This is a genomic window from Paenibacillus terreus, assembly GCF_042138595.1.
GTDB classification, from domain to species: Bacteria; Bacillota; Bacilli; order Paenibacillales; family Paenibacillaceae; genus Paenibacillus; species Paenibacillus terreus.
The window spans coordinates 234,329-260,059 of the sequence record NZ_JBHIRX010000002.1 but is presented as its reverse complement, the minus strand read 5'-3'; the positions used below and the strand labels follow the sequence as shown (position 1 = coordinate 260,059).

Here is a 25,731-nt window from a genome sequence, read left to right as displayed (position 1 = left end):
ACATTATCATTCCTTCCTTATTCTGCCTATCCGTCATCTGCCATTTTCTCCCCGTGCCGCTCCAGAAGCAGATTATATATTTTGCGGACAAGTATTTTGGCGCACATATACAGTGGAATAGCGATGATGATACCCAGAATTCCGCTCAGATCCCCGCCAACCAGCAGCAGGATTACGACGGTAAGGGGATGGATATCAAGCTGTTTGCCAAATATATACGGTGACAACACATTATCCTGAATCTGCTGTGCGGCAATGATGACAACGAGAGACCACAGCGCCATTGCGGGACTTTCCAGAAAAGCAATCACGATCACGGGAATGGAAGAAACGACGGCCCCGATATACGGTATAAAATTCAGCACAACGGCAATGCTGGCCAGCAGCAGCGCATAGGGCAGCCCGATGATCAAAAAACCGATGTACATCAGAATGCCAAGCGCTACATTGATCACCGCACGGCTTACAATAAAGCCGCCCAATGCCGAATCCATGTCCTGAAGCACTTCACGTCCATCCTTCTGATATCTCTTGGGGATAAAGTTCATAGCAGCGGCGCTGAACTTGCTGCCTTCCTTCAGCATGTAGTAGAGGACGAGCGGGAAGGTCGCGATGACAATGACAAAATTGGATATGAAGGCAACAATGCTTGTCATATAGTCCGAAAGAAAGGTCACGCCCCGATTCAGAGCATCCGACAGCTGCGACAGCGGATCAGAGCCGTCCGGCAGCATCTGCTGAACCGGCCTGCTGCGCTGCAGCCTCTGCAGTTCTTCCATAAGGGAATTGATCATATCCGGCGCACTGTCGATCAAATTAAACACCTGCTCCCTCAGCGTGGGCCAGACTCCCCAGGCGAAAGCAGTCATTAGCAATGCGCCCAGCAAATAGATCAGCAGGACGGAGACCGCTCTCTTGACCTTCTGCTTCTCCAGATAATCGACAATAGGACGCAGCAGATAATAAAAGAAAACGGAAAGCATCAGTGGCACGATCATCAATCTGAACAAGGAAACCAGCGGCTTGAATATAAAATTGACCTTCCAGCCCAGGAAGATGATCAGCAGGATCATGATGGTTCCCAGGGAAACCTGAAAAAAGCGGGTTGTCGGCAATTCGCTTCCCCCTCTCGGCTGTTACTCTCTCCCTGCTTTCTCACTTCGTAATTAAACGAAAAAGGCCTTGTTGATTGATGAACGGGAAAAAATACTGCCTTGGCACAAAAAAGCCCCTGTTACCCTCCATGACCGGACGGATAACAGGAGCTCTGTCTAACTCAAGCCGTTACATCCCTTTTGACGAATACGATCCAGCCGATCGCAATAAATAGGACATAATAAACAGCTAAAACCGCAATGGAAAAACCGAGCGTCATGCCTCCCCCGCCAACAGGGGAAAGCATATACTGACTGAGGCCCATGTTATTAAACAATGCATACTTGGCCCAACTGTAACGTTCAGGTGTGAAAAACACGGACAGAGTATTCTGCATAAACAGAATAAACAGGGACAGCCCGATCGTCAGACCGCCGGAGCGAAAAACAGCCGACAGCATAAAGGCAAACGTACAGATGATAAATAAATCGGCATATCGGCTGAGCAGGCTGAGTACCGTATATTTCCCGACGCTCCAGCCCGGCAGCATCATCTCCGACATGCTTCCCGCCCCTGGCAGCAGCAGCAGTGAAAAAACGGTGCCCAGAACAATCAGCAGCACGGTAGCGGCCAGGCTGAACAGCACGACGGACAGATATTTGGATAAAAGCAGCTTGCCGCGGCTCCAGGGACGGATCAGCAAAAGTTTGATGGTGCCCGCCGAGTATTCTCCGGCCACGGAGTCGGCCGCCACAATGACGGTGAATATGATATTCAGAAAAAAGGCGACGGAAGCCGTCAGCAGCATCCCGTCCCAGGCGCCTGCCGAATCGGAAGCCATATAAATAAGAACAGGCACAATCGCCGTCACAAACGCCAAAATCCCGAGCATAACCCAGGTTCGGACACGGATATAAATTTTCAGATTTTCATTGTGCACAAGTTTAAAAAAGTCAGCCAATACTTCCGCCTCCCGTCATCTCCAGGAATTGATCCTCCAGTGTTCGAACAGACCGGTGTATCGCATATACCCGGATCCCCGCCGCCGCCAATCTGGCATTCAGATTGGCAGTGCCTTCCCGGTCCAGATCAAGAACAAGGCTGCCGGCCTCAATCTGGCCGCTGCCGGCAATACGCTGCGCCTGCTGCGGGTCGTCTACCTCAAAGGCCACGCGAGCGGTCTCTGGCGTCCCGGAAACAGCGTTCAAATCCCGCACTCCCATCAGCTTGCCGTTCTGGATAATCGCCACGCTGTCACACATCAGCTCCATTTCGGACAACAAATGGCTGGACACAAAAATCGTCGTACCCTCGGTACGGCTCAAATGCCGCAAATAATCGCGCAGCTCGCGGATTCCCTGTGGGTCCAGCCCATTCGTGGGCTCGTCCAGAATAAGCAGTTTCGGGCGGTGCAGAATCGCCTGCGCCACACCAAGGCGCTGGCGCATGCCGAGCGAGTAGGTCTTCACTTTATCCCGGATTCTTCCTTCCAATCCAACGAGCTTGACTGCCTCTTCTATCCGCTCCCGCGTCACACCCGGATTCATGCGGGCATAATGGAGCAAATTCTGGTAGCCTGTCATAAACTTGTACATTTCAGGGTTTTCCACAATGGCACCCACATTGGCAATGGCGCGTTCAAAGTCTGTTTTGATGCTGTGGCCGCAAATATGTATATCCCCTTCGGTTAACGAAATGAGACCAACCATCATTCGGATGGTTGTCGTTTTCCCCGCTCCGTTCGGACCCAAAAAGCCGAATACCTGTCCTGCCGGTATGTCCAGTGTCAGGCTATCGACAAGCGTCCTGGAGGATTTGATCTTGGTAACCCCCTGCAAGCGTACAACGGGATCCATCTGCATGTGTTTACTCCTTCCATTCGGAAATAAGCCCCCAAGGGAACCAATCCGATTTTAAACTATTGTACCATATCCTTGTATCTCTTCTCTTTTTCGCAACCATGAATGAAAGTTTACAGAGAATGATAGATTAAATATTATGATTTACTTATATTGCCACAAAACTAGTTGCTTTAGTCACAATTTTAAATAATATGGCTGTATCGTTTCCGCTACCTTATAACTATATATGCTCAGAAATCCCGTCGTACCGCGAAAAAACTGTTCATTCCTCATCTATTTATAGTAAAATGCTTATATGCTAATACTTTAACCCAGTAAAGATACTATCAGTATCTTTATATTTTTGTACGTATCACAAAATGTAACATTTGATTCATAGGACTCCTTACCCTCTCTAAACAACTTGCAACCAGGAGGAGATACGATGGATTATGGCACCCGCATTGCAGAACTACGGGAGAAAAGGGGTTGGAAACAGGAAGAATTGGCACAAATTCTGGGAATTACCCGGGCCGCACTCTCACATTATGAGAAAAACCGGCGTAAACCCGACTTTGACACGCTAACAAAGCTCGCCAATCTCTTCGGGGTATCGATCGATTACTTGATCGGCCGCATACCGCGCACACCAAATGACATGGATCCGGAAGTGAAGCAATTTATTGATCATCTTGAGCTGTCCGACAAGGATATTTTAAGCCGCTTTAATCTTATGATTGACGGGCGCAGCTTAAGCGAGGAGGAAGCCAAACGCTTCATTGCTTTTATCCGTATGGAACGCATGATGGAGTAATGTAGGGGAGTCCAACGGCTTGCCAGGCTGTTGGTTTCCCCTTTCTTCGTTCTCTCTGCCCGTAAGCGTCAATCAGGATTCACGGCGTACAAGCCATTCACGGAGCCATTCCGGTTCCTCCAGACCGCACTGCCTCAAAATATCCTGCACATCAAGTCTGATGACCCCGTCATGGCCGGTTCTCGTCTTTGACCGCGACGGTCTGTCTATCTGGAATTCCCTATGCTCGTCTGCCAAATCAAATCCTCCGTTTAGTTGAAATCTCCGGATGCTTCTACATGCCTCTATAAAACTATATTATTTTATACCTAAATATTATAAAAGAAGAACAAAGAAATGTTGTTCTCTTCTGCGCGCATACAAAAAAATAAAAGCTTCCCTCCGTTTTTGTCAGAGAGAAGCTTTTTCGTTTGGTTAGGGCAATTGGGCATACACCTGCATTTCATGAATGGACCAGAACATGGACGCGCCTTCAGTCAGCACAATTTTCACATACCTGGCTTCGATTGGGTTAAAGCGGATGTCCGTCCAGCTTCCGCTTCCGCGCCCGGAGCTGATCTTGGTCCAGTCCGTGCCGTTGACGGACACCAGCACGTCATAGGCGCGCGGATAGTCGTTTTCCGAGGTTGCTCCGTCCAGTGTAATTTGCCCGATCCGGCTCATTTTCCCCAAATCGACCTGAAAATAGGCGCCCGCACTCTGTCTGGTCCCCGTGTCCCAGCGAGTGCGCGTGCTGTTATCGATGGCCAGTCTGGCATTGGCTTCATTCGGGCTGGCGCTTGCCTTCCAGACTGTCCGGTCAAGTGCGGCAAGACCCGTGTATTCCACTTTGGCTCCGGGAGAAATTTTCCCGGAGCCTGCCGCACGTATTTTGTAGGTGTAGGAAGTGCCTGCTTTGACCGATGTATCGGAATAATTGGTTGCTTTTACCGCTGAAGCGATGACCTGATAAGGGCCGTCAGTGCCTTCCGCACGCAGCACGTCATAAGCAAGGGCCCCCTCGGCTTCCGTCCAGTCCACTTTAATGTCTCCATCCTGGGACACATTAGCTGTTACCCAATCAGGGGCAGAGACGTCAGCCGTGCTGACACCATCGACCACCTTGGCCGGAGTGAGAATGTATTGGACGGATTCGCCCGGACCGAGTGTTTCTTCAAAATCCAGGGTTGGGGAAGCCTGCAGACCGGGCAATGTGGTTTGTGCTTCGGCATAGGTGGCCCCGGGACCGAATCGTTCTCCCTGATAGGTACCCTGATTCGGCATCGTTACACGAACCTTAATATGCTGGGTTGTCGGCTCGAAGTTCACCAGATTAACCAGCAGCTTGTTGGATTTCGCACCGCTCCCCGGCAGCGGATCAAGTGTGGATGTGTCCACCGCACGCACATAAACCATTTTGTCGGCGGTCTCACTCTTGTTCAGCACCTCATAGGTTAACGGCTTGCCATGAGTGGCATATGCCAGGCTGAGACGTCTCATGATATCAACGCGTGAATCCTGACCGCTTGCAAACTCATGAATTTTGGTATTCGCAGGATTGTGATTGTTCAGATCAAAGCCTGTTTCAAATAAAGTGAAATCCTTGTAGAAAGCGGCATGCTGGATGAGCATATCGGCATATCCAATCTGTGACCGCATGATCCGGTCGAAAACCGCTGCCTGCGGCTGGCTCGCCCCATAAGCCGGGTTATCCGTATGGGAGTCGGAGGTACCGAACTCCGTGTTCAGCATCTGCTTGCTGAGCCCATCCTTGGACCCGCTGAAGGTCTGCAGATTTTCAACAAAGCTGCCCCCCCGTCCCTGCACATACGATTCACCATAGGCGTGCCCGTTGGTCAGATCCGTCACATTCTCCAGCTCAAGGCGCTGCTGGGGGTCCCTTTCCCATCCGTCCGGATCGCCGCACTCCTTCTTGTCTCCCGTCTGATTCTTGCATGATTTGACGGAATATGCCGGCCAATAAGCCCATCCGGGAGCTACTGTTTTCATATGTGGAGCCATTTTCTTTCCTTCACTGTTCAGCCAATTGGCCACCGCCAGATTGACGGCTTTGGACCGGTTGAACAGCCCCGGTTCGTTGTCGACTTCAAAATACTGCACATACGGACCGTAATTTTGCAGATATGAAGCCAACTTCTGCTTGGCGGACTCCGGCAGCGTACCGTCCGCATTCAGCTTGATGTCGCCTGTATACAGATACAGGGCAACAGCCTGCATGTTGTACTGCTTGAGGGTTTTGTAATAGTTGTCCAGATCAGAGCATGCATTGCCGACATTGCTCGCACAGGTGACCCGCATAATATTTCCGCTGTAAGCGATCCCCAGCCATTTCATCACGGCAGGCAGATGACGGGTAGCCCCTTTATCATAATAAAACTCGTTATTGTTTACATTGGTTCCTGTACGGATGTAGCTGCCATGAATCGGTTCCGCAGCCGGGGAAGCAAGCTTCTCAAGACTCAGGCTGTCCCATGTCCACCAAAGGCTCGAATTCTCCGCCTCCGAGCAGTACAAGCACCGGGCCACCCGGAGCTTGAGCTGATTTACTCCTGTCTGCAGCTGTTCCTTCGGGATATATAATTGATAATTGCTCTTGAAGGTATATTGGCTTCCGGTTCCCGCCACACCCGCAATCTGAATCAAGCCGGAAAGCTGGTTGTTGGAAAACACGGCCATCTGCGGCACAGCCTTGCTGGCGTCCAGAATGCGGACATTAAACCGGACACCATTGGCCGGAATGGTGTCCAGCTCATATTCGAGCACGAGCTCCGGATTGGTCTCGGCATTCAGTCCTGGGGGAATGGATCCGTTAAGTTGAATAACAGGGGTGGAAGTCTTAACGGCCTGCGCCGCTCCTCCCGCCGCCTTTAACGCCGTTGCGCTCGCCGCTTGAACGTCCAGGGTGGCCGATTCCTTGCCCGCCGCTCCTTTGAATTCAGCGGAGGAATCATCGCTGACGCCAAGCATCCACAAGGTGGTAGCGGCGTTCTTCTCATTTTCCTGATTGCTTTTGTTGGCATAACCCAAAAGCGAAAACAAGATAACCAAGCCAAGCAGGCCCAGAAGCAAATATACATACTTGTTAGCCAACCAATTTTTCATTGTTCATGTCCACACTTTCTGTACAGGGTTGCCGGAAAGAGAGAGCTATTCCACAGTATGGAACAAAGCGCTCGAAGGAATGACCGCTTTGGCCTCCTGCTCGCTCTCCCACATCAGGCGTGCCATGGCATCACCTGTTCCTTCGTAATATTCCACTTTGAGGTCGTAGAGCTGATCCGCCGCAAGGCTGATGCTTCCCTTACGCTCTGTCCAGCTTTGCTTGAACCAACTGTCAATGATCTGCTGCCCGTTCACCCATACCCGGATTCCGTCATCGGAAATGGTCGTAAAAGTATAGGTGCCGCTGTATTTCGGTTTTACCTTGCCTGTCCAGCGTACGGAGAATTGATCGGCAGGTACCGCCGGATCCGGCGCGGCACTGCGCCAGTTAAAATCCAGCTTGGCATCCGTGCGCGTAAGCACAGGTGTTCCGCTTAGCTCGATATTGTTGAAGAACTCGGCGTGCAGTCCCTCATATACCGCATCTGGAACAGGCTCGGGGGCAGGTTCCGGGTCAGGCTCCGGATCAGGTTCCTCCCCGACCGGCGGTGTTCCCGGAGGAGCAGTATCAGGCGGCTCCACAGGAGGGGCTTCAGGAGGAGCGGCCATATCTGCAGCCAATTCATCCCGAGTCAGTGTTCTGTCTTCATTCATGTATGCAATAATCTGATCGTTCGAATTGTTTTGTGTCAGCATGTTGCCCCAGGTCATGGAGTAGACCCATTTCGGCTGGGCAGACAGCACTCTCTCGGAAGGCATCTCGCCGTGCTCGCCAATGGCAATCGGTTTTTCTCCGGCCAGACTCAGCAATCCGTCGTAGTAGCTCTGCTCGAAATCATTGTCATAGATGTCCGCAGCCAGAATGTCGACCTTGGACAAACCGGGAAACGTACTGACATAAGGAGCTGACCAAGCATTCGGAGCGTTGGGATTCCAGACCCACAGCAGATTGTTCAGCTGGTGGACATTCACAAATCGGTCATACATGATATCCCATAATTTCACAAAGTTCTTCTTGTTTCCCCACCAGAACCAATCCCCGTTCATCTCGTGGTAAGGCCGCCATAGAACGGGCACACCCGCATCCCGCAGCTGGCCAAGGGACACCGCGACTTGATCCAGATCCGCGATCAGCCGTGCATATTCCCTGGTACCTGGTGTCACGTACTTGTCAAATTGCGCCTGGGTAATCTTGGCCTGTACATTGGCCCAGGTCAACGGTTTGCCGGGAAGCGCCTGATGAAAGGTTATGGCAACGATGCCGCCGGCATTGTGCCAATTAATCGCGCTATACACTACATTGCTGCGCTGGGCCTCGGCCTCTGCAGCCGACTGGTTGGAGACAGCCCCCAGCTCATAGCCGTGCAGGCCGGCATACTGCCCGCTGATTTTCTTCAGTTTGATGTTCAGCTCATCCGGGCTCTCCAGATAATCATGCTGACCTGTAATCATCCCTTTTCCGTCCAAACTGGACAAGTACGCATATAATTCGCGCGCCCCGGCCGAAGCAGCCGGATTAATGGGCGCTGCTTCGGCATGGGCAGTGTGTTCCCGGGACAGGCCTGATGGGAGCAGAGAGCAAAACAGCACGACAGGCAGCAGTTTTTTAAAAAATCGATACATAGAATAAGTTTTCACCAATTCTCTCCCTCTCGGTAGCCAGGCTGCCAGCCCTCGATGGGGTAAGGCCCTATAGCTTTGCGTTCACCTGTCTTTCGACAGGGTTGCCATTTTTCGTATGAAGGTCTATGAAGCTCCTTCTTATCCTAGAGTATCGACTCCGATTTACCAAAAATTAATAGATCATTTATGCTGAAACCCATTTTTTCAGATATTATGACAAAAAAACCTGTAAAACAACATCATTTTTTGCAATGATATGCGTAAAAACGCAACAAGTGCGTTTTTCAGGAAATGAACTGTTGCAGAGAAATTTCATTCCAATCCATGCAGAAACGGACGGTATCTTCTTCCACCAGCTCCGATCCTGCTTGTACCTCAATCAGTTCCACATCGGTCACCGCCAGAATGCTGTGCTTGGTGCCTTCCGGAATGCGGACAACGTCGCCGGCCTTTACTTTGTGCAGCTTCTCGTTCAGAATCACTTCCGCTTCGCCGCTGATGATCGTCCAAATTTCGCTCCGCTTGCGATGAAGCTGGTAGCTGATATTTTTGCCCTTCTCGATACAAATCCGTTTGGTGAGCACTTCATTGCCCTCCGGATATTTCACATAATCCACAACCCGGTAATGCCCCCAACGGCGCTCCTCATACATCGGACGCTGATTGTGAGCCTTCAGTACTTCCTTGATCCGCGGGCTCTCCGCCTTGTTGGTTACAAGAATGCCATCCGGACTGGCCGCTACGATCAGATCGCTGGCCCCGATAATGGTAACCGGAATGTCCAGCTCGTTGATCAGGCTTGTATTCACGGAATCCTCAGTCATTACTCCCTTGCCCACCTGACGCTGTGACATTTCCTCCGTCAGCGTGTTCCAGGTGCCGAGATCCTTCCAGAAGCCATCATATGGAAGAACTACGATATTCTCTTCCTTCTCTACCACTTCATAATCAAAGCTTATTTTAGGCAAAATATGATATTGTTTCTGCAGTTCTTCATAATTCAGCGGAAGCCCCTTCCCTTCCAGAATGTTCAGCAGATATCCCAGACGGAAAGCAAAAACTCCGCAGTTCCAGAGCGCGCTCCGCTCAATCAGAAGCTCAGCCTGCTCTTTGCTCGGTTTCTCTTGAAAATGGCTGACCTGCAGGCAGCCTGCAATTCCGGCCGGTCCTTCTTTCGGAATGATATAACCGTATTTTTCGGATGGATAGGATGGAACGACACCCATCAGAGCCAGATTGGCGCCCGTTTTCTGCAGCGTATATTCCATGCGTGCCACCGTATGGAAGAAGGTCTGCTCCACATACGGGTCCACCGGCAAAATCGCAACAACCGTATCCGGAGATACGCCGGCGATGCTGTACAAGTAGGTAGCCGTAAGCGCAATGGCCGGGAAGGTATCCCTGCGCTCAGGCTCCACGATGATGCTGACGTCGCCGCCGATCTGGCTCTGAATCATTTCGACCTGAGCTCTGCCAGTTGCAATATATGAGGACTCCGCCATTCCGGCGTCTCCCAGCTGTCTCCATACCCGCTGCACCATGGATTCAGGAAGCCCCTCCGGGCTTTCCAGCACCTTCAGAAATTGTTTGGAACGGGAATCGTTGGACAGAGGCCATAACCTTTTACCGGAACCGCCAGACAAGAGTACCAATTTCATAACTCCACTCTCCCTCCACGAAGTAAATTTCCTTAAAAGGGCAAATTTTCCTATACACTAATATTATACTGCACCCGCAACGCTTGGCGAAAGGCCGTTCAGCCCACTCATGCGTGGTCTGCCGACCGAATAATACTCCAATCCGGATTCGGCGATCTGCTGTTCGGAAAATACATTACGTCCGTCAATGAGAACCGGCTTGCGCAGCACGGAGCCAAGCATGCGCAGGTCAACCTGCCTGTAGTGATCCCAATCGGTCAGCAGGCAGACGGCATCACAGCCAAGCGCCGCTTCTTCGGCCGTGGAGCACCACTGAATATGCTCGTGATCAAACTGCTCCCTGAATTTGTCCATCGCGATCGGATCATGGACTTTGACAAACGCGCCTTCCTTCACCAGAGTCTCCACGATTTCAAGAGACGGCGCCTCCCGGATATCATCCGTGTTCGGCTTGAAGGACAAGCCCCAAATGCCTACATGTATACCGTTTAACTGCCCGAGGGATTCGCGCAGCTTGGAAATAATCATATAGCGTTGATCTGTGTTGACTTCCACTACGGATTTAAGCAGCTTGAACTCGTAATCCACATTGCCCGCGATTTGAATCAGGGCATTCGTGTCCTTGGGGAAGCACGAACCGCCATATCCGATTCCCGCCTGCAGGAAGGAGGAGCCTATGCGTTTGTCCATACCCATGCCAACCGCTACATTGGTGACGTCAGCGCCCACTTTTTCGCAAATATTTGCGATCTCATTAATAAATGAAATTTTCGTGGCCAGAAAGGCGTTGGAGGCGTACTTGATCATCTCGGCGCTCCGGATATCCGTTACATAGATATTGTCCGTAAAATCCTGGTGCAGCTCGACCATCGTCTCACGCAGCTCTGGATTGTCAATCCCGATAATGATGCGGTCAGGATGCAGCGTATCGCTGATCGCAGATCCTTCGCGCAGAAACTCGGGTGCGGATACGATATCAAATGCATGACGGGTATGCCGCGCAACAACCTCACGGATTTTTTCGTTCGTTCCGACAGGCACGGTGCTCTTGGTCATAATGATTTTGTAGCCGTTCATCGCCGCGCCTACATCGGCCGCCGCCTGCTCAATATACTGCAGATTGGCTTCCCCGTTTGGCAGGGATGGTGTCCCGACCGCCAGAATAATAATATCGGAACGGCGAACAGCTTCACCCAGGTCCGAGGTGAACTCAAGCCGCTCTTCGCGGAGATTCTGCTCAATCAGCTCCTCAATACCAGGTTCGTAAATGGGCGACTCGGCCCGCTTCAGCTTTTCAATTTTCTCTTCAGCCATATCCACACAAATGACCTTGTTATCCTTCAGCGCAAAGCATACTCCCGATACCAGACCTACATATCCCGTTCCGATCACAGCCAGCTTCATCATGGCTTCAATCCCCCTTTAAGAAAGTTCACATAGGCTTGCTCCACATACTTCTTGAACTGTTCCTTGAACGTGTTTTCGTCAAATTTACGCGCATGCCGTGTAATGTCGTCCACGTTCCATTCATGCCTTTCCACGGCTTCCACGGCTTCCAGCACATCTTCCACTTCATGCCTGCGGAAGAAAACACCGTTCAGATACGGCACGATCGTGTCGAGCGCCCCGCCTCCCTGAAAAGCTATGACCGGCCGGCCGGCCGCGTTGGCCTCCAGCGGGGTGATGCCGAAGTCTTCAATGCCCGGAAAAATCAGCGCCCGGCACTCCGCCATCAGCTTGTTAACCTCGCCGTCCTCCAATCTGCCAAGAAATTGAACGTTGGATTTCGCCATGCCTTCCAGCCGCTTCCGGTCCGGTCCCTCGCCAACAATGAGCAGCTTCAGGCCGTTGCGGTTAAAAGCCTCTATGGCCAGATCGATCCTCTTGTACGAATTGAGGCGGGACACGATCAGATAATAGTCCCCGATATGGGTGGATCTCTCAAAGCGGGATGTATTAATCGGCGGAAAAATAACGTCAGCATCCCGGTGGTAATAGGATTGAATGCGCCGCTTGACAACCGAAGAGTTGGCGACAAACTGATTCACGTTGCGTGACGTTTTCTGATCCCATGATTTCAGACGGTTCATATAAATTCTCAGCATGCTCTTGAACAGGTTTGAACGTGATTGTCCGGCCATGTAAGTGTCGTAGTCCCAAGCAAACCGCATCGGCGTATGACAGTAACAGATATGAAAAGTATGCTTTGGCACCTGAATGCTTTTCATAAAAGCGCTGCTTGAGCTCAATACGATGTCGAATTCTCTGAAGTCAAAATCGCGGATGGCAATGGGATACAGCGGAAGCACGCCCTTGAAATTGGCCTTCACTCCCGGAATGTTCTGCAGCCAGGAGGCCCTAATATCCGCATCCTTCAAATTGTTTGATAAGCGGCTGTCACTGAACACCGTTGTGAAGATGGGAGCATTAGGGTACATGCTGTGAAATACCTCGACTACTCTTTCGGCTCCGCCCATTTGGATCAAATAATCATGTGCTATCGCTATTTTCATCAGTACCATCCTTTTAAACGCATGATCGTTTACACACCTGCCAGCAACCCTTTGTAGTAACGAACGATATCTTTGACGGTATTTTCGATGACAAAATGCTCCTTCACCCGGGTCATTCCTTTCTGTCCCATCAGCTTCCGCTCTGCCGGATGGTCCAGCATCCACCGGATCGCCTCGGTCAGCTTCGCAGGATCACCCGGCTGAATCAGCAGCCCTGTCTCGCCATGCACTACCGTCTCTGTCGGGCCTCCTTCATTGGACGCAATCACCGGCAGGCCCGCAGCCATCCCCTCCACGATGACCTGGCCAAACGGCTCCGGTGTGATGGAGGTATGAACCAGCAGGTCGCAATGTCTCATCAGGCCTTGAATATCATCGACATGTCCCAGTAAATTGACGTTTTTCAGCCCGTAACGGGCAATCGTGTCTTCAAGCTGCCGCTTGTAATCCTGTTCACCGAACAGCGCATCCCCGGCAAGCCAAAACTTGATCCGCGCATCCTCCTTAAAGGAGCGGGCCGCTTCCAACAAAATATGCTGTCCCTTCCAGTGGGCCAGCCGGCCCACGAGGACCACGTTGAACTCGCCGCTGTCTTTGCCAGCCGGCTCCCTTTCATCAGCGGGCCCTATTGCTTTCGCGAAGGCCGAGTATACGACGAGCGTTTTTTTATTCGCGGGCAGCTCCAATGCCTGCAGCGTCGACTTGGAATTGGCGATTACCCCGTTCGGCAAAAAGCGGGACATCAGCCGAATGGCCTTCGCGACTATCGGCTTGAGGTACGGCGGGCCGATATGATCACGGATATGCCAGATCAGGGGGATTCTCGCCGATTTGGCGGCTACGGCCCCATAGATAGCTGATTTCAGCGAGTTGGTATGCACGCACTGCACATTTTCCTGCTTTAACAGGGGAGCCAGGTTTTTGCCATAAGACAGCATCTTGAAAGCAGCCGCAGGCGCTCCGAAGTTAACCGCATTCCGGTTCCGGTTGCGGATCTCTTCATCCATGGGGACAATGCGGACGTCGATGCCCTTCTGGCGCAGCCGGTCGGCCAGATCCCCTTCCTCCGCCAGAATGACCAGCGGTTCAATGTGCTCTCCGATATGGGTCAATATGTTGTATAATGCTACTTCACCGCCGCTCCATCTGGCGGTATGATCGATATATGCCACCTTCAGCATCCTGCCGCCGCCTTTCTGTTCACGACTTGATCGAATACATCCTCCACCTGCTCCGCCACCCGTTCCCACGTGTAATTTTCCAGCACGTGCGCCCGGCATTCTTCACGTCCAGGCAATAAAGTCCGTTCCCCCAGGATGCGCAGCATCCCGTTTTTGATGGCTTGGCTGTCCGTCCCGCTGAACAGGAGTTCAGGCCGGAACTTGCTCAGAATCTCTTTGCTGCCCCCAACCGGTGTCGCCATCACCGGCAGCCCTGATGCCATAGCCTCCACCGTGATCAGCCCAAAGCCTTCCAGAGCCTGAGTCGGCACAATGAACATATCCGAGGCCTGGTGATATAAAGGAAGCTCCTCGTCGGAGACATAACCCAGCAGCTTCACCTGCCCGTCAAGCCCGTACTCTCTGATCTTCGCCTCAAGCTCTTCGCGGAGCGGCCCTTTGCCGCCGATCAGCAGAATATGATCCGGATGCCGCTGGGCAACATGCCTCCACGCTTCCAGCAGCTGAACCAGCCCCATCCGGTTGACCAATCTGCGCACGGTCAGTATGATCGTCGCTTCCTGCGGCAGCTGCAGGCGGGTACGCACCTCGCTGCGGTCTGCGGGGGGATGGAACCGTTCGACATCAGCGGCACCGGGGATAATATGAATTTTCTGCAGCGGGACTCTGTACTGCTGGTGCAGGATGTCACGGAACGTCTCGCTGAGGACGATAAACTTGTCAGCCAGGCCGTAGGCCTTCATTTCAATCGATTTTGCCATCGTTGTTTTGAGCAAGTGTTTAAGCCCCTGGCCTTCAATCTTCATTTCCTCCGTCCATGGACCGTGAAAGGTCATGACAACCGGAATTCCGCGTTTTCTCGCTTCCAAAGCCGGCCCCACGCCATAAGGGGCAAAATGGGAGTACAGCACATCCACCGGCTGGCGATTGAAGAAGTCTGCCGCATAGCGCTGCATCAGATCTCTGCGCTTCCAGAGCGAGAGGCCGTTGCTGCCGATATTGTGAATCTTGATCCGATCGGGCGCCTCAGGCTTATTCTCGTTACAAATCAAGGCATCCAGCTGATTTCGTTTGGACAGCTCCTCGCAGATGGACTTGAAGTAGGTGTTCAGCCCACCCGGCTGCAGCGAGGGCCAGCTTAGCCCTGTCGCCGCGATGCGGAATCCGCCGCTACTGTACGACATAAGTGGTTTCCCCCTTTTTTTTCTCGGCAGGCTCCTCTTCTGTAATGGTCAGCTGTTTCTGCCGCCGGGTCAGTTCATAATGCTTGAAGCAGACGAGAAATTCATACATGACCCAGAAAAAAGAGACGGCAAAACCCGCAAGCCCCTTACGGTACAAGCCATGCAGGAAATATTTCTGCACGAAACGGGCAGGCGGCCTGAACAGGAGGTTCGTAATCCGGAATGGCTTGCCTTTGTTATAGGCGGTCTGGGCCTCCAGATCCGTGTATTTGTTAAATCTCATCACATGGTCGCTGATGCTGCGGAAGCCGTAATGCCAGAGCACGCCGTTCAGCTTGACCGTATGTTCTTCCGATACATCAGGCATTTCATGAACGAGACTGTTTGTAATTCCATAGATCCGGCGGTTAAACATCCGAACCAGATATTCACCCCTATTCATCCATTTGCCGAGGAAGTCGCCAATCCGGAACAAAGAGTATGCCTTGGCAGGATCATACAGCGTTTCTTTATGCTTCAGAATATCGGCCGCCAGTTCTTCATCGACGACCTCATCCGTATCAATCAGAAAAATCCAATCATAGCTTGCGTGCTGTACGCCGAACGTCCGCTGCTTGGCATAACCCGGCCAAGGGTTGGTAAACACGCTGCAGCCCAAGGACTCGGATACCTGGACTGTATTGTCTTTGCTGCCGCCGTCGATGACGACAATTTCATCAGCAAAGACTTTACAGGACTGAATGGCATTCGCAATTCTGACTGCGTCATCCTGGGCAATGATAACAACCGATATTTTGTTATCCGCCGGAACGCTCGACATGTGGTTCATTAGGGGGTGCCTCCTTTTTTCTTTAACCGTTCTCTGGTTTTCTCCGAATATAATTTGACATCGTTGTACGGAGCCATTGAATATCCTGTCTGGAAATCAACAATCTCGGTATTTTGGTCTTCAGTACAAATCTGACGTTGAACAGAATGCAGATAAATCTGAGAATTACCGATGACAGCATGGCTATGCCGGCCCCCGTGAGACCGTATGCAGGTACAAGTATAATCAGCAGCGGAACAACCAGAGCCAGGCCGAGTCCTTGAAGAATGGTAACAAGCTTGGGCTTGCCGAGCGCCATGAATGCCTGTGCCAGCACCATGGTCCCCCCTCCGATGGAAACTTCGAGCACCAGCAGCCTGAAGACCGTTAGCGCTTCTTTAAATTCGGGTCCGTACAGCAGTGTAAATACAAAGGGAGCAATCAGCATCAGTACGATCGCCGCCAGAATGGCCGCGGTCGAAGTAATGCGAAAGGCTCTGAACGTGATGGCGATCGCGTCCTCTTTTTCCAGGCTTGAAGCTTTCGGGAAAAGAACGACGATAATCGATGTCGAGAATACGTTAACCATTCGGGCCAGGCTGACGGCCACCGCATACAAACCGAGTTCGGCAGGCGCCAAAAGCGCGGCGATCAGAATCTGATCGATATAGTAGGAAACCTGGCCCATCAGATCATTGCCATAAGAGCCCATTCCGTAAGTGAACAGGCGCTTGAAATGCAGCCAGCCGTTTTTAATTTTCGGCCTGTACTCCCGAACGAGCCGCACCGTGACGGCCACATACACCGGCACCGACGGAAGCAGGTAAGCCAGTGCAGAGGTATAGGGGGTCATATAACCTGTTAAAATTAGAAGCCCCAATAAAGCAAGCGTGCTCAGCGGAACAAGATAACGAAAAATATTGTATTGCTTATACTCGCCGCGTACCTGCATCATGGCATTGTTGATTTGCGAAATGGCAATCAACGGGCACATCACCATGGATATTTGTGCAAACAGGATAACGTTTGGACTAAAAGCGTCGAGCCAGAACGGAATCAGCACAACCCCGACGGTTGACGCCAAACTTCCGAAGATGACGGCCAGCAGCAAGGCAATGCCATACAGGCTGCCTGCATCCCTTGGATTTCTTTTGGCATTGTAAATCAGTGCCGAAGGAACACCAAAGGTCATGCAAAAGGCGAGGAATTGCGACCAGTTCACCATGGCCGTCTGCTCACCGCGCCCGGTTGGCCCCAGATAACGCGCTGTCAGGATGCCTGTCAGCATATTCACAACCAGGATCAGCATGCTGACGATCATGGTCTTCACGGCGGCCGAGCTGTTGTCTTTGCTTCTGGCGAAACGCATGATGGTTCCGATAACTGTCCGGATCGGATTGGACAGCGTCTGTAAATTTTGCACCTGTTGTCACCTTCTTTCCGCCATCGCATCTTTGGCCCATAATCCAACCCCGATCAGCACCCAGACTACATACCCCCGCAAGCCGGGAAAGCCGTTATCAGAGATCAGATTGGCACAAGCTCCGACCCATGCCGCAAACCCCAGCCGAGCGTAAGACTGAAAAGAATTCCGTGTGGCAATCCGGGAAAGCAGCTTCTTCACTATGAGAAACAGGCCTGCAAAGAAAAAGACGACGCCCGGAACACCAAAAGTCAGAAGCAGCGCGATGAACCCGTTGTCCATAATGCCATGCTCGCCAAGATCTCCGCCGTTATCCAGCTTCGTTCCGGTGCCTACACTGCCGAGCCCCTGCCCAACCGGGTTGCCTGTCACGGCGGGAAGCATCGTATTCAGCAGATCCAGCCGGTCATTGTAGGACCGGTCCTCTTCAAGGGCCGTCAGTGTCTCCATCCGTGCGACCAATCCTTCAGCCCCCGGAAGCTTGGGAACGATGTACACCAGCAGCGCTCCCAGCACGACCAGCTGCAGGATCGTCTTCCACTTCCCATTGGAGGAGGAAGTCAAAATATAGGCTAGCAGCATGATAAACACCAGCAGCCATGCCGAGCGTACAAGGGTGGTCATCAGACACACCAGCGTCAGCACCACGCCGAACCAGCCCAGGGCACCGCGCCAGCGCTTTTCCATCAGCATCGGCATCAGCGCTCCTGCCAGGAAGAAAGCGCAGGGACCGGGAGAATTCAGGGTAGAGAAAACCCGGATCTCCAGCGGATAAGGCAGGCCGATCGAATTCATCTCCACATGATTCATCCAGAAGGCGTCCCACGGCGGCACGGTCATATACTGGATAATTCCGTATACGGACACGGCGACCGCGATATTGGCATAAGAAGACAAGAGACGATCGATGTCTTTTACATCAAACGGCCGTACTGCAAAATAGGCCAGAATCATTAGCGGAATGATATAATTCGCCAGATCATAGGCAAAACCCGTGCCATTTTTGACGACTCCGATCAGGCTCCCGTAACCCAGCGCCACTCCAAAATAGAGCGCTATTCTGGCCAAGGGCTGCTGCGCCTGATGGATGCCGCGCAGCACAGGAATCAGGATCATGGTGCTTGTAAGCAGCGGCGCGATGCTCAGCAGTGACACGGAATGGTAGGTCCCTTCCATCCAATCCGCAATCCGCCGGATCTCCGGTCCTATGGCCCATACCACAAGCGTGTAAGGAATCAATGCCCTGGACTGGATCACCGCAAGTACGAATGCCGGAAATACCAAGGCAAGTACAATGGCGCCCTGCTGGCTCATGGTCGGACTCATTTTGGCGCTGATAAAACCGATAATAAACGGAAGCATGCAGGCTGCCGCCCCCATAGCCAATAAAGAAAGGTTGCGGCTGCTCCACATCGCGGGCGATTGATTTAACAAACGGCCTTCATTTCTCATTTCAGGCCTCCCTTTCAGCCCAGGCTTCTGAGGAAATCGTCATTCCGCATTGCCTCCCTTCAGACGGTTGCGTTTGAGCATTTCTTTGGCTAGCAGAAGCACAAACTGCGAATCCTCGATCAGGTATCTTTTCCACAAGCGGCGCGGCTCCTGCGACAATCTCCAGAACCATTCGAATCCGGCCTTTTGCATAAAATCCGGGGCCCGCTTCACGGAGCCTGACAGGAAATCGAAGGTGGCGCCCACCCCGATGGAGACCGGTGCACGGTACGTTTCATAATGCTGGTAAATCCATTTTTCCTGCTTCGGCGCTCCGACACCGACAAATACGATATCCGGCCGGGATTCAATGAGCATCTCAACAATTCGCTTGTTCTCCTCTTCATTCTTCTCAAAGCCGTAGGATGGAGAATAACAGCCCACAATGTTCATTCGCGGGAAGGATTCCTGCAGATTTCGCATCGCCTTTTCAGGCACCCCTCGTGCCGAGCCGAGAAAAAACAGCCTGTAATTCCTTTCCTCAAAAGCCTCGCCGAGCTTATGGAACAAGTCCGAGCCGGATACCTTCTCCTTCAACGGTTTTCGCAGAAGCTTTGATGCCCATATGATCGGCATGCCGTCGGCAACGACTGCCCCCGCATCCGAGTAAACCCGCCGGAATTCATCATCCTTGCGGAGCTTGATTACATGATCCACATTGCAGGTGAGAATATAGGAATGATGCTGCGTCCGAATGGCTCTATCAATAAATTCGAGTAGATCATTAAAATCGTAATTATCAAAGTTGACATCAAACATGTTCACTCTGCTCATCGTATCACTTCTCTTTTGCGGAAATCGTATTGATTGGATGTCTGGTAAAGACAGTTCAGATACCAGCAGAACGGAATGATCATTTGAACTGTCGACAAGGTGTTATCGGAAAAAGAATAGATCAGAAATCCGGCAATTAAGCCTGCGTAGTACGGCTTGATCAGCTTGGGAAGAGATCTGTAAATGAGAACAAACACGATCAGCAGCGAGAGCATCAGCAAACCGCAGCCGATATACCCTGTATCAAAATAAAAGCGGATATATTCGTTATGCGGAACGACAAAACCGCGGAACAGGGTTCCATCATTCGCTACGGTTACGGCGCCCAGTCCTCTCCCCGACCACGGATAATCCTGCACCCTGTTCAGAAAATATTCCCAGGCCTCCGTTCTCCCTGACAAATCGATACCTTCGGATGTCTGCCGTTCGAAGGAACGCTTTTGCAAGTTATCCCACTGCAGGGCCAATGCACCAAGGACAAGCACGAACGATCCTGCCAGTGGAATCAGATAGTTGATTTTCCCTTTGAGATACTGCCGTGAGATGTCAAACAGATACACCAGTAACATCAGAATCAGTGCCAGGATCGGTCCTCTGGTGCCGGTAGCAATCAGAATCAGAAAATTCAGAGCAAGCACTGCATAAAAAAACACCGTCTGCCGAGGTCTGCGCTTGAGCTCAATGAGCGCAACCGCGATGCCAAGAAAAGCAAGCATCGCCAGATGCGGCGGTATATTGGCTCCCTGCACCCTTACAGCTCCGGTAAACTCAACATCCGTAAAAGAATGAAGGCCTGCCACTGACAGGAGAAGGCCTATGCCTACACTGATGATCGGCAGCAGACTGATCATGGTCATATGCTTCTGCGCCACTTCCTTCTTCCACTTGATCAGCAGAAAACAAAAAGGTAGCGACAATCCGATAAACGCTTTAATGGCAATAGAAGCCGTCAAGGTCGGCAGCCATACCGAAACGGTGAAAGTGATGCCCAGCATGGCGATTAAGGCAAAGATCGGATAGCTGAATTTGAGCCGAATGCCATACACCAGCATACACGGCACAAGCAGCGCCAGAATTCCCAGCTTGTAAAGGGACAGAATCTCTACTCCAAATACGCTCCCGGAATACAAAACATCGACGGACACCGCTGTGCTCAGCAGCACCACATAGCTGATCCGTTCCGGATGCCGGAGGGAAACCACCAGCAGCAGCAGCAGACATACTGCGGCAAGACTGACGATCGGCTGGTATGTAGCCGCGACCCCTACAAGCAGTGCGGCCGCAAGAAAAATAAAACCGTACTGCAGGGTGTTCATTCTTGCAAGCCATGGATAGTTACTCATCTTTCAACACCTCTCACCCTGCAGCAGATTGACTTTTACGATTGCGTATCGTATCCATGGTTCCACGGATGCTTTCCAGCCTGCAGCGGATCAGCATTTTGCTGCCCTCAGAGCGTGCTTTCAGGGAACTGACCGTAATATACAGCAGCTTGGCTGCTGTCTTGCCCATCAGCATAACCCTCTCCTTCAGACTGGTGCACTGAACCGCATGGGACATCCCCTGACAGTAATAGCGGTTCATAATCCATTCTTTGGTCAAGCGAGCGGCAGGCACGAAATGGTCAACCGCCATGTCCGGATGGTATTTGACCAGACCGCCTTTTCCACGGATTTGCTGAAACACCCAGGATTCTTCTCCTGACAGAAGAAGATTTCCCTTTCTCCCCAGATGAAGCGGGAAAAGATTCTCTTCCAAAGCCTGCCTGCGCATGGCCATGTTGGCCCCGAACGGATTCAGGCTGCGCGGGTATTCTCTCTCCTCCGTGCCAAGATTAACGATCGTGTAAGGGAGCTCAAGAGGGCCCGTTAACCATGCCGGACGTTCGGATTCAAAGATGGGAGCAATAGGCCCGCCCATGGCGCTCATGTCCGGATTCCGCCCGAAAGCGGAAATAATCGTGCGAATCCAGGAAGGCGCGGGAATGGCGTCATCGTCCAGAAAGGCGATAATATCGGCAGCCGCCAGCCTGATCCCCGCATTGCGTGCCGCAGAAAGCCCCTGCTCGGCTTCAAAATGATAGGTTGCATTAACGAATTCACCGTGCGCAGCAATAAAGCGCCGAACGACCTCTGCCGTATGATCGGAAGAGCGATTATCGACCACGATAATTTCGGCCCGATGCAGCTCATGCAAGCTCAGCAGGGAAACGAGCGTTTTGTCCAGCAGATCGGCGCGGTTATAGGTGCAAATAATGACCGACAGCTCTGGCCGGGGAAAGTTGGGCTTCTCCATCAGTACGCGTCCCTTGAGAAAATCATCATGAAGGCTGTTTTGACGATGATTTTAAGATCAAGCCAGATGCTGCGGGCCTGGATGTACTTCAAATCCATCTGCACCATTTCCTCAAAACCGACGCTGTTGCGGGCCGTTACCTGCCAGTACCCTGTACAACCGGGAGTGACCAGCAGTCTCTGCTTATCATAATCGGAGTACTGCTCCACTTCACTTGGCAGCGGAGGACGCGGACCGACCAGACTCATGTCGCCGATCAGCACGTTCCAAAGCTGGGGAATTTCATCGATGCTCGTTTTGCGCAGAAATTTGCCCATTTTGGTGATGCGGGGATCGTTTTTAATCTTGAACATCGCTCCGCTGACCTCATTCAGTGCCATTAAATCCTTCTTCAGCTCCTCCGCATTGGAAACCATGGAGCGGAATTTGTACATATAAAACGTCTTTTCATTTTTACCGACTCTGATTTGCTTGAAGAAAACCGTTCCTTTGGGGTCCTCCAGCTTGATCAGAATCCCTACAACCACAAACAGCGGCAGCAGTACGATCAGCCCGATCGCACTCAGAATCATATCCAGCAAACGCTTGGTAACCAGATAGGACGTCTTGTCCTGCATTTGTTTCGTTCCATATGGCATGTAAAACGTCGTACCCGGCATGACAGCCTCATAGTCGTCCGGCAGCTTTTCCATGCTCATGCTTTAATGGCCTCCTCTCAACCGACAGTTGTTGGATGTTCAGCTTTAGCCAGCCATTCCGACATGGCTTCCAGCACCGGCTCGCGCAGGTCGCCGCTTTTCATGGCAAATTCAAGTGTAGTCAGCACAAAGCCCAGTCGTTCACCCACATCATAACGGACGCCTTCAAAGTCATAAGCGTACACACGCTCGCTTTGATTCAGCTTCTGAATGGCATCAGTCAGTTGAATTTCACCGCCTGCTCCTCTTTCCTGCAGATCCAGGTATTTAAAGATTTTGGGTGAAAACACATATCGGCCCATAATGGCCAGATTCGATGGCGCTGTTCCTTTTGGCGGCTTCTCCACAAAATTGTTCACACGGTACAGTCTGCCGTCCTGAAGATCAGGCTCAATGATCCCGTAGCGATGTGTCACTTCATCCGGAACACGCTGTACACCGATGATCGAATTCTGCGTATCTTCATATTGTTCAATTAGCTGGCGCAGGCACGGGGTCTGACCTGTGACAATATCATCTCCCAGCAGCACGCCAAACGGCTCATCCCCGATAAAACGTCTTGCGCACCACACGGCATGTCCCAGGCCTTTCGGTTCTTTTTGACGGATATAGTGAATATCCACTTTGGAGGAGCGCTGCACTTCCTGTAAAATTTCAAGCTTGCCGTCCTCCAGCAGTCTGGATTCCAGCTCGAATGCGTTGTCGAAGTGATCCTCAATAGCGCGTTTGCCTTTTCCTGTTACGATGATGATATCTTCAATGCCGGATTCAATCGCTTCTTCCACGATGTATTGAATGGTCGGCTTGTTAATGATCGGAAGCATTTCTTTAGGCATGGCCTTGGTCGCAGGCAGAAAGCGCGTCCCGAGACCAGCAGCTGGTATAATCGCTTTTTTCACTCTTTTCATCGCACTCGTCCTCCTAGCGTTTATGTTGGTGTGTTATTTCATTTCACCTGGTTCATTACGATGCCCAGCAGTGTAGCTCCGGCCTGTTCCATGAGCTGTTTGGTCTTGCGCAAACTTTCCCTTTTCGTTCTGGCATGCTTCGCCACCAATATGACACCGTCGGTGCGTGCGGCAAGCAAACGGGCATCCGCGTATTCCAAAGCTGAAGGGCTGTCAAGCAGGATGAGATCATACTCGTTCTTCAATTCATTCAGCAGCGCCGCCATCCGCTCGCTGCCAAGCAGGTCGGGCGCGTTGTACAGGTTTTCTCCGCCAGGCACAACGTACAGCTCCTGTCCGCCCTTGCGCAAAATTTCCTTGGAAGTTGCTCCTCCGCGCAAATATGCCGACAGACCGTTGGTATTCTCCATCCCGAATGCCTCATGAAGCGAGGATTGACGCAGATCACAATCAATCAGCACCACCTTGCGTCCCTCCTGGGCAAAGGAAACTCCCAGATTGGCCAGCAGAGTTGTTTTTCCCTCTCCTTTATCCGGCGAGGCAAACAGCAGAACGGTCCCTTGGTCTGTGCGACGCAAGACCTGCTGCCCAATATAGGTACGAAGGGAACGAAAAGACTCCGAGATATAGGAGGCCGGATTGCTCTCGGCAACCAACGTGTCATTCAACTGCAGCATAGGTTCGTTCCCCCACTCGTTCTTTTGAATTTACTGTGCCGCCCAGGTCTTTCTTCCGCATCATGGGAATGCTCCCGATCACCGGGAGACCCAGATCGGCTTCGGCTTCGCGCTCACTGCGCAGTGTGCCATTAATGCTCTCCAGGAAAATAATCGTTCCCAAAGCAACCATCAAAGACACAAGGAAGCTGATTGCAATATTCATGACCGGGCTGCCGTTAATCGGCTCCGGCTGATTGACAGTATCCGCCAGATTCAAAATTTTCACATTATTCATATTCATCAATTCAGGAACGGAACGAACGAACGTCTGGGATATGGAATTTACCATAACAGCAGCCGTCTGGTAGTTCTCCCCTTCGATGGTCAGACCGATGACCTGGCTCTTGTCCGAGGACTGGATCTTCAGTTTTTCAGCCAGCTGCGCTGCGTTCAGCCCGAATTCCGGATGATCGGCCACGACTTTTCCCATAATCGCAGGAGATGTGATAATTTGCTTGTAGCTCTCCACCAGATTAAGGCTTGTGTTGACTTCATTCAGAACATTGCTGCCTTCTGCTCCGGTAAAATTATTAATAAGCATTTGACTGGAAGCAGAGTAGACCGGTTTCACGAAATTTTCACTGACATAAAACGTCGTGATACATGAAATCAACACAAATGCCGCGATGAGCCACAGCCTTTTCCTTATTAATACTAGATAGTCCAATATCGTCTTCTCCACAGAAATCCTCCCTTCCGCCTTTTTTGTCTACTTATAAAAAATATATTTTCATTTTATCAACGGCATCTGCAGCGCACATGGACCATTACGGCACTTTGATCGGAACGGAAGTAGTGATTTGTTTGCCACTTTCGTTCATTCTTTGGTATACTTTTGGACCATCTTTTTTAGAAAATAAAAAAAACACGGAATCGCTTCCGTGTTTTTACTTTCATTTAAAATTTTATTTGATTTTTAATAACATTCCGCGCATAAACATCAGATGGTGGTAATCGGTTCATATTTCGCAAGACCAATGGCATTGGCATAAAGCGCTGCCTGCGTCCGGTCCGCCAAACGCAGTTTGGCCAGAATCTGGCTGACATGTTTTTTCACCGTAAATTCACTGATAAACAGCTTCGCAGCAATTTCACGGTTGCATGCCCCCTGTCCCAGCTCAATGAGAACTTCTCTTTCTTTGGGCGTCAGCTCGTCGGTAAGTGATCCGGCGTCCTCACGCAGCTTGTTCTCCAATATGGTCGGATCATAATACTTGCGTCCCTTGCTCACCAGCTGAATGGCATACAGCAGTTCTTCCGGAAGAGCCTCTTTCAGCACATATCCGTCTACACCTGCTTCCTCCGCTTTCAGAAAATCTTCACGACTTGCAGAGGAAGTCAGCAAAATAAACTTGCCGCTGAAGCCAATACGGCGTGCGGCTGTGATGATATCCAGACCGGATTCATCCGCCAGCTTCAGATCCAACAGAACTAAGTCCGGTTGTGTTTCTTCGAGGACCAGCATCGCTTCCCGCTGATTTTTGGCCTCTCCGGCAAATTGTACATTCGGCTGCATGGATATTACCGCAGCGAGTCCTTTTCTTACTAAAGGATGATCATCTACAATGACAATTTTCATCACACGACCTCCTGTTCCCAATGGA

At 51.4% G+C, this 25,731-nt stretch carries 23 protein-coding genes and 1 riboswitch; of the genes, 1 reads left to right on the top strand and 22 read right to left on the bottom strand.

Translation table 11 applies throughout. The features are described 5' to 3' along the window. Window positions 1-26: 26 nt before the first annotated feature. The 3 genes from ACE5KN_RS05390 to ACE5KN_RS05380 all read right to left on the bottom strand — a co-directional run bounded on the left by ACE5KN_RS05390 (window position 27) and on the right by ACE5KN_RS05380 (window position 2,957). Complete coding sequence (locus tag ACE5KN_RS05390) at window positions 27-1,073, bottom strand: AI-2E family transporter (RefSeq protein WP_375523446.1); 1,047 nt, start codon at window positions 1,071-1,073, stop codon at window positions 27-29. A 203-nt stretch (window positions 1,074-1,276) separates the two neighbouring features. Then, the gene (locus ACE5KN_RS05385; RefSeq protein WP_375523235.1) at window positions 1,277-2,056 is read right to left on the bottom strand and encodes an ABC transporter permease; all 780 of its coding nucleotides are present in this window, start codon (window positions 2,054-2,056) and stop codon (window positions 1,277-1,279) included. Then, complete coding sequence (locus ACE5KN_RS05380; protein ID WP_375523236.1) at window positions 2,049-2,957, bottom strand: ABC transporter ATP-binding protein; 909 nt, start codon at window positions 2,955-2,957, stop codon at window positions 2,049-2,051. Before ACE5KN_RS05380 ends, ACE5KN_RS05385 begins: the two co-directional genes overlap by 8 nt. Before the next feature lie 424 nt (window positions 2,958-3,381). On the opposite strand from ACE5KN_RS05380, the gene ACE5KN_RS05375 reads away from it, so the two are divergent. Next, window positions 3,382-3,750, top strand: coding sequence for a helix-turn-helix domain-containing protein (locus ACE5KN_RS05375; protein WP_375523237.1), 369 nt, complete (start codon window positions 3,382-3,384; stop codon window positions 3,748-3,750). Window positions 3,751-3,822: 72 nt separating this feature from the next. Here ACE5KN_RS05375 and ACE5KN_RS05370 read toward each other — a convergent pair whose 3' ends face one another. The 19 genes from ACE5KN_RS05370 to ACE5KN_RS05280 form a co-directional block, all read right to left on the bottom strand. Beyond that, a complete protein-coding gene (locus ACE5KN_RS05370; RefSeq protein ID WP_375523238.1) occupies window positions 3,823-3,987 on the bottom strand; it encodes a hypothetical protein in 165 nt (54 codons plus the stop codon). A gap of 177 nt (window positions 3,988-4,164) precedes the next feature. Then, window positions 4,165-6,852 (bottom strand): discoidin domain-containing protein, encoded by a 2,688-nt coding sequence (locus ACE5KN_RS05365; RefSeq protein ID WP_375523239.1) that lies wholly within the window; start codon window positions 6,850-6,852, stop codon window positions 4,165-4,167. A 45-nt stretch (window positions 6,853-6,897) separates the two neighbouring features. After that, window positions 6,898-8,475, bottom strand: coding sequence for a glycosyl hydrolase (locus ACE5KN_RS05360; protein WP_375523447.1), 1,578 nt, complete (start codon window positions 8,473-8,475; stop codon window positions 6,898-6,900). A gap of 28 nt (window positions 8,476-8,503) precedes the next feature. Continuing rightward, window positions 8,504-8,591, bottom strand: a riboswitch (cyclic di-GMP riboswitch). 168 nt (window positions 8,592-8,759) lie between these two features. After that, on the bottom strand, window positions 8,760-10,133 hold the full coding sequence (locus ACE5KN_RS05355; protein ID WP_375523240.1) for a sugar phosphate nucleotidyltransferase: 1,374 nt from the start codon (window positions 10,131-10,133) through the stop codon (window positions 8,760-8,762). Between the two features lie 63 nt (window positions 10,134-10,196). Next, window positions 10,197-11,537, bottom strand: a complete 1,341-nt coding sequence (locus tag ACE5KN_RS05350; protein WP_375523448.1) for a UDP-glucose dehydrogenase family protein — start codon at window positions 11,535-11,537, stop codon at window positions 10,197-10,199. Then, window positions 11,537-12,646 (bottom strand): glycosyltransferase, encoded by a 1,110-nt coding sequence (locus ACE5KN_RS05345; RefSeq protein WP_375523241.1) that lies wholly within the window; start codon window positions 12,644-12,646, stop codon window positions 11,537-11,539. Before ACE5KN_RS05345 ends, ACE5KN_RS05350 begins: the two co-directional genes overlap by 1 nt. Window positions 12,647-12,675: 29 nt before the next feature. Next, the gene (locus ACE5KN_RS05340) at window positions 12,676-13,827 is read right to left on the bottom strand and encodes a glycosyltransferase family 4 protein (protein WP_375523242.1); all 1,152 of its coding nucleotides are present in this window, start codon (window positions 13,825-13,827) and stop codon (window positions 12,676-12,678) included. Continuing rightward, complete coding sequence (locus ACE5KN_RS05335) at window positions 13,821-15,011, bottom strand: glycosyltransferase family 4 protein (RefSeq protein WP_375523243.1); 1,191 nt, start codon at window positions 15,009-15,011, stop codon at window positions 13,821-13,823. The genes ACE5KN_RS05340 and ACE5KN_RS05335 overlap by 7 nt, the downstream gene beginning before the upstream one ends. Beyond that, window positions 14,998-15,840, bottom strand: coding sequence for a glycosyltransferase family 2 protein (locus ACE5KN_RS05330; RefSeq protein WP_375523244.1), 843 nt, complete (start codon window positions 15,838-15,840; stop codon window positions 14,998-15,000). The genes ACE5KN_RS05335 and ACE5KN_RS05330 overlap by 14 nt, the downstream gene beginning before the upstream one ends. A 22-nt stretch (window positions 15,841-15,862) precedes the next feature. Further along, the gene (locus tag ACE5KN_RS05325) at window positions 15,863-17,242 is read right to left on the bottom strand and encodes a lipopolysaccharide biosynthesis protein (protein ID WP_375523245.1); all 1,380 of its coding nucleotides are present in this window, start codon (window positions 17,240-17,242) and stop codon (window positions 15,863-15,865) included. Between the two features lie 6 nt (window positions 17,243-17,248). Next, window positions 17,249-18,694, bottom strand: coding sequence for an O-antigen ligase family protein (locus tag ACE5KN_RS05320; RefSeq protein WP_375523246.1), 1,446 nt, complete (start codon window positions 18,692-18,694; stop codon window positions 17,249-17,251). 39 nt (window positions 18,695-18,733) lie between these two features. Then, window positions 18,734-19,507, bottom strand: coding sequence for a WecB/TagA/CpsF family glycosyltransferase (locus tag ACE5KN_RS05315; protein ID WP_375523247.1), 774 nt, complete (start codon window positions 19,505-19,507; stop codon window positions 18,734-18,736). Beyond that, the gene (locus tag ACE5KN_RS05310; RefSeq protein WP_375523248.1) at window positions 19,504-20,850 is read right to left on the bottom strand and encodes an O-antigen ligase family protein; all 1,347 of its coding nucleotides are present in this window, start codon (window positions 20,848-20,850) and stop codon (window positions 19,504-19,506) included. The genes ACE5KN_RS05315 and ACE5KN_RS05310 overlap by 4 nt, the downstream gene beginning before the upstream one ends. Before the next feature lie 13 nt (window positions 20,851-20,863). Continuing rightward, on the bottom strand, window positions 20,864-21,802 hold the full coding sequence (locus tag ACE5KN_RS05305; protein WP_375523249.1) for a glycosyltransferase: 939 nt from the start codon (window positions 21,800-21,802) through the stop codon (window positions 20,864-20,866). Beyond that, window positions 21,802-22,500 carry a sugar transferase gene (locus tag ACE5KN_RS05300; protein ID WP_375523250.1) on the bottom strand — a complete coding sequence of 233 codons (699 nt, stop codon included), beginning with the start codon at window positions 22,498-22,500 and terminating at the stop codon, window positions 21,802-21,804. Before ACE5KN_RS05300 ends, ACE5KN_RS05305 begins: the two co-directional genes overlap by 1 nt. A gap of 17 nt (window positions 22,501-22,517) precedes the next feature. Next, window positions 22,518-23,408 (bottom strand): UTP--glucose-1-phosphate uridylyltransferase GalU, encoded by an 891-nt coding sequence (galU, locus tag ACE5KN_RS05295; protein ID WP_355315751.1) that lies wholly within the window; start codon window positions 23,406-23,408, stop codon window positions 22,518-22,520. 38 nt (window positions 23,409-23,446) lie between these two features. Continuing rightward, window positions 23,447-24,085, bottom strand: a complete 639-nt coding sequence (locus ACE5KN_RS05290) for a CpsD/CapB family tyrosine-protein kinase (protein ID WP_375523251.1) — start codon at window positions 24,083-24,085, stop codon at window positions 23,447-23,449. After that, window positions 24,069-24,809, bottom strand: coding sequence for a YveK family protein (locus ACE5KN_RS05285; protein ID WP_375523252.1), 741 nt, complete (start codon window positions 24,807-24,809; stop codon window positions 24,069-24,071). The genes ACE5KN_RS05290 and ACE5KN_RS05285 overlap by 17 nt, the downstream gene beginning before the upstream one ends. Before the next feature lie 258 nt (window positions 24,810-25,067). Next, entirely contained in the window at window positions 25,068-25,706 is a 639-nt protein-coding gene (locus ACE5KN_RS05280; RefSeq protein WP_375523253.1) for a response regulator, read from the bottom strand. Window positions 25,707-25,731 lie beyond the last annotated feature (25 nt).

Excerpts from the sequence above, each read along its gene's own strand:
- ACE5KN_RS05390 (WP_375523446.1), bottom strand. The coding sequence starts at position 1,073 with ATGATCCTGCTGATCATCTTCCTGGGCTGGAAGGTCAATTTTATATTC.
- ACE5KN_RS05380 (WP_375523236.1), bottom strand. The coding sequence starts at position 2,957 with ATGCAGATGGATCCCGTTGTACGCTTGCAGGGGGTTACCAAGATCAAA.
- ACE5KN_RS05375 (WP_375523237.1), top strand. The coding sequence starts at position 3,382 with ATGGATTATGGCACCCGCATTGCAGAACTACGGGAGAAAAGGGGTTGG.
- ACE5KN_RS05365 (WP_375523239.1), bottom strand. The coding sequence starts at position 6,852 with ATGAAAAATTGGTTGGCTAACAAGTATGTATATTTGCTTCTGGGCCTG.
- ACE5KN_RS05360 (WP_375523447.1), bottom strand. The coding sequence starts at position 8,475 with ATGTATCGATTTTTTAAAAAACTGCTGCCTGTCGTGCTGTTTTGCTCT.
- ACE5KN_RS05355 (WP_375523240.1), bottom strand. The coding sequence starts at position 10,133 with ATGAAATTGGTACTCTTGTCTGGCGGTTCCGGTAAAAGGTTATGGCCT.
- ACE5KN_RS05350 (WP_375523448.1), bottom strand. The coding sequence starts at position 11,537 with ATGAAGCTGGCTGTGATCGGAACGGGATATGTAGGTCTGGTATCGGGA.
- ACE5KN_RS05345 (WP_375523241.1), bottom strand. The coding sequence starts at position 12,646 with ATGAAAATAGCGATAGCACATGATTATTTGATCCAAATGGGCGGAGCC.
- ACE5KN_RS05340 (WP_375523242.1), bottom strand. The coding sequence starts at position 13,827 with ATGCTGAAGGTGGCATATATCGATCATACCGCCAGATGGAGCGGCGGT.
- ACE5KN_RS05335 (WP_375523243.1), bottom strand. The coding sequence starts at position 15,011 with ATGTCGTACAGTAGCGGCGGATTCCGCATCGCGGCGACAGGGCTAAGC.
- ACE5KN_RS05330 (WP_375523244.1), bottom strand. The coding sequence starts at position 15,840 with ATGAACCACATGTCGAGCGTTCCGGCGGATAACAAAATATCGGTTGTT.
- ACE5KN_RS05320 (WP_375523246.1), bottom strand. The coding sequence starts at position 18,694 with ATGAGAAATGAAGGCCGTTTGTTAAATCAATCGCCCGCGATGTGGAGC.
- ACE5KN_RS05315 (WP_375523247.1), bottom strand. The coding sequence starts at position 19,507 with ATGAGCAGAGTGAACATGTTTGATGTCAACTTTGATAATTACGATTTT.
- ACE5KN_RS05310 (WP_375523248.1), bottom strand. The coding sequence starts at position 20,850 with ATGAGTAACTATCCATGGCTTGCAAGAATGAACACCCTGCAGTACGGT.
- ACE5KN_RS05305 (WP_375523249.1), bottom strand. The coding sequence starts at position 21,802 with ATGGAGAAGCCCAACTTTCCCCGGCCAGAGCTGTCGGTCATTATTTGC.
- ACE5KN_RS05300 (WP_375523250.1), bottom strand. The coding sequence starts at position 22,500 with ATGAGCATGGAAAAGCTGCCGGACGACTATGAGGCTGTCATGCCGGGT.
- galU (WP_355315751.1), bottom strand. The coding sequence starts at position 23,408 with ATGAAAAGAGTGAAAAAAGCGATTATACCAGCTGCTGGTCTCGGGACG.
- ACE5KN_RS05290 (WP_375523251.1), bottom strand. The coding sequence starts at position 24,085 with ATGCTGCAGTTGAATGACACGTTGGTTGCCGAGAGCAATCCGGCCTCC.
- ACE5KN_RS05280 (WP_375523253.1), bottom strand. The coding sequence starts at position 25,706 with ATGAAAATTGTCATTGTAGATGATCATCCTTTAGTAAGAAAAGGACTC.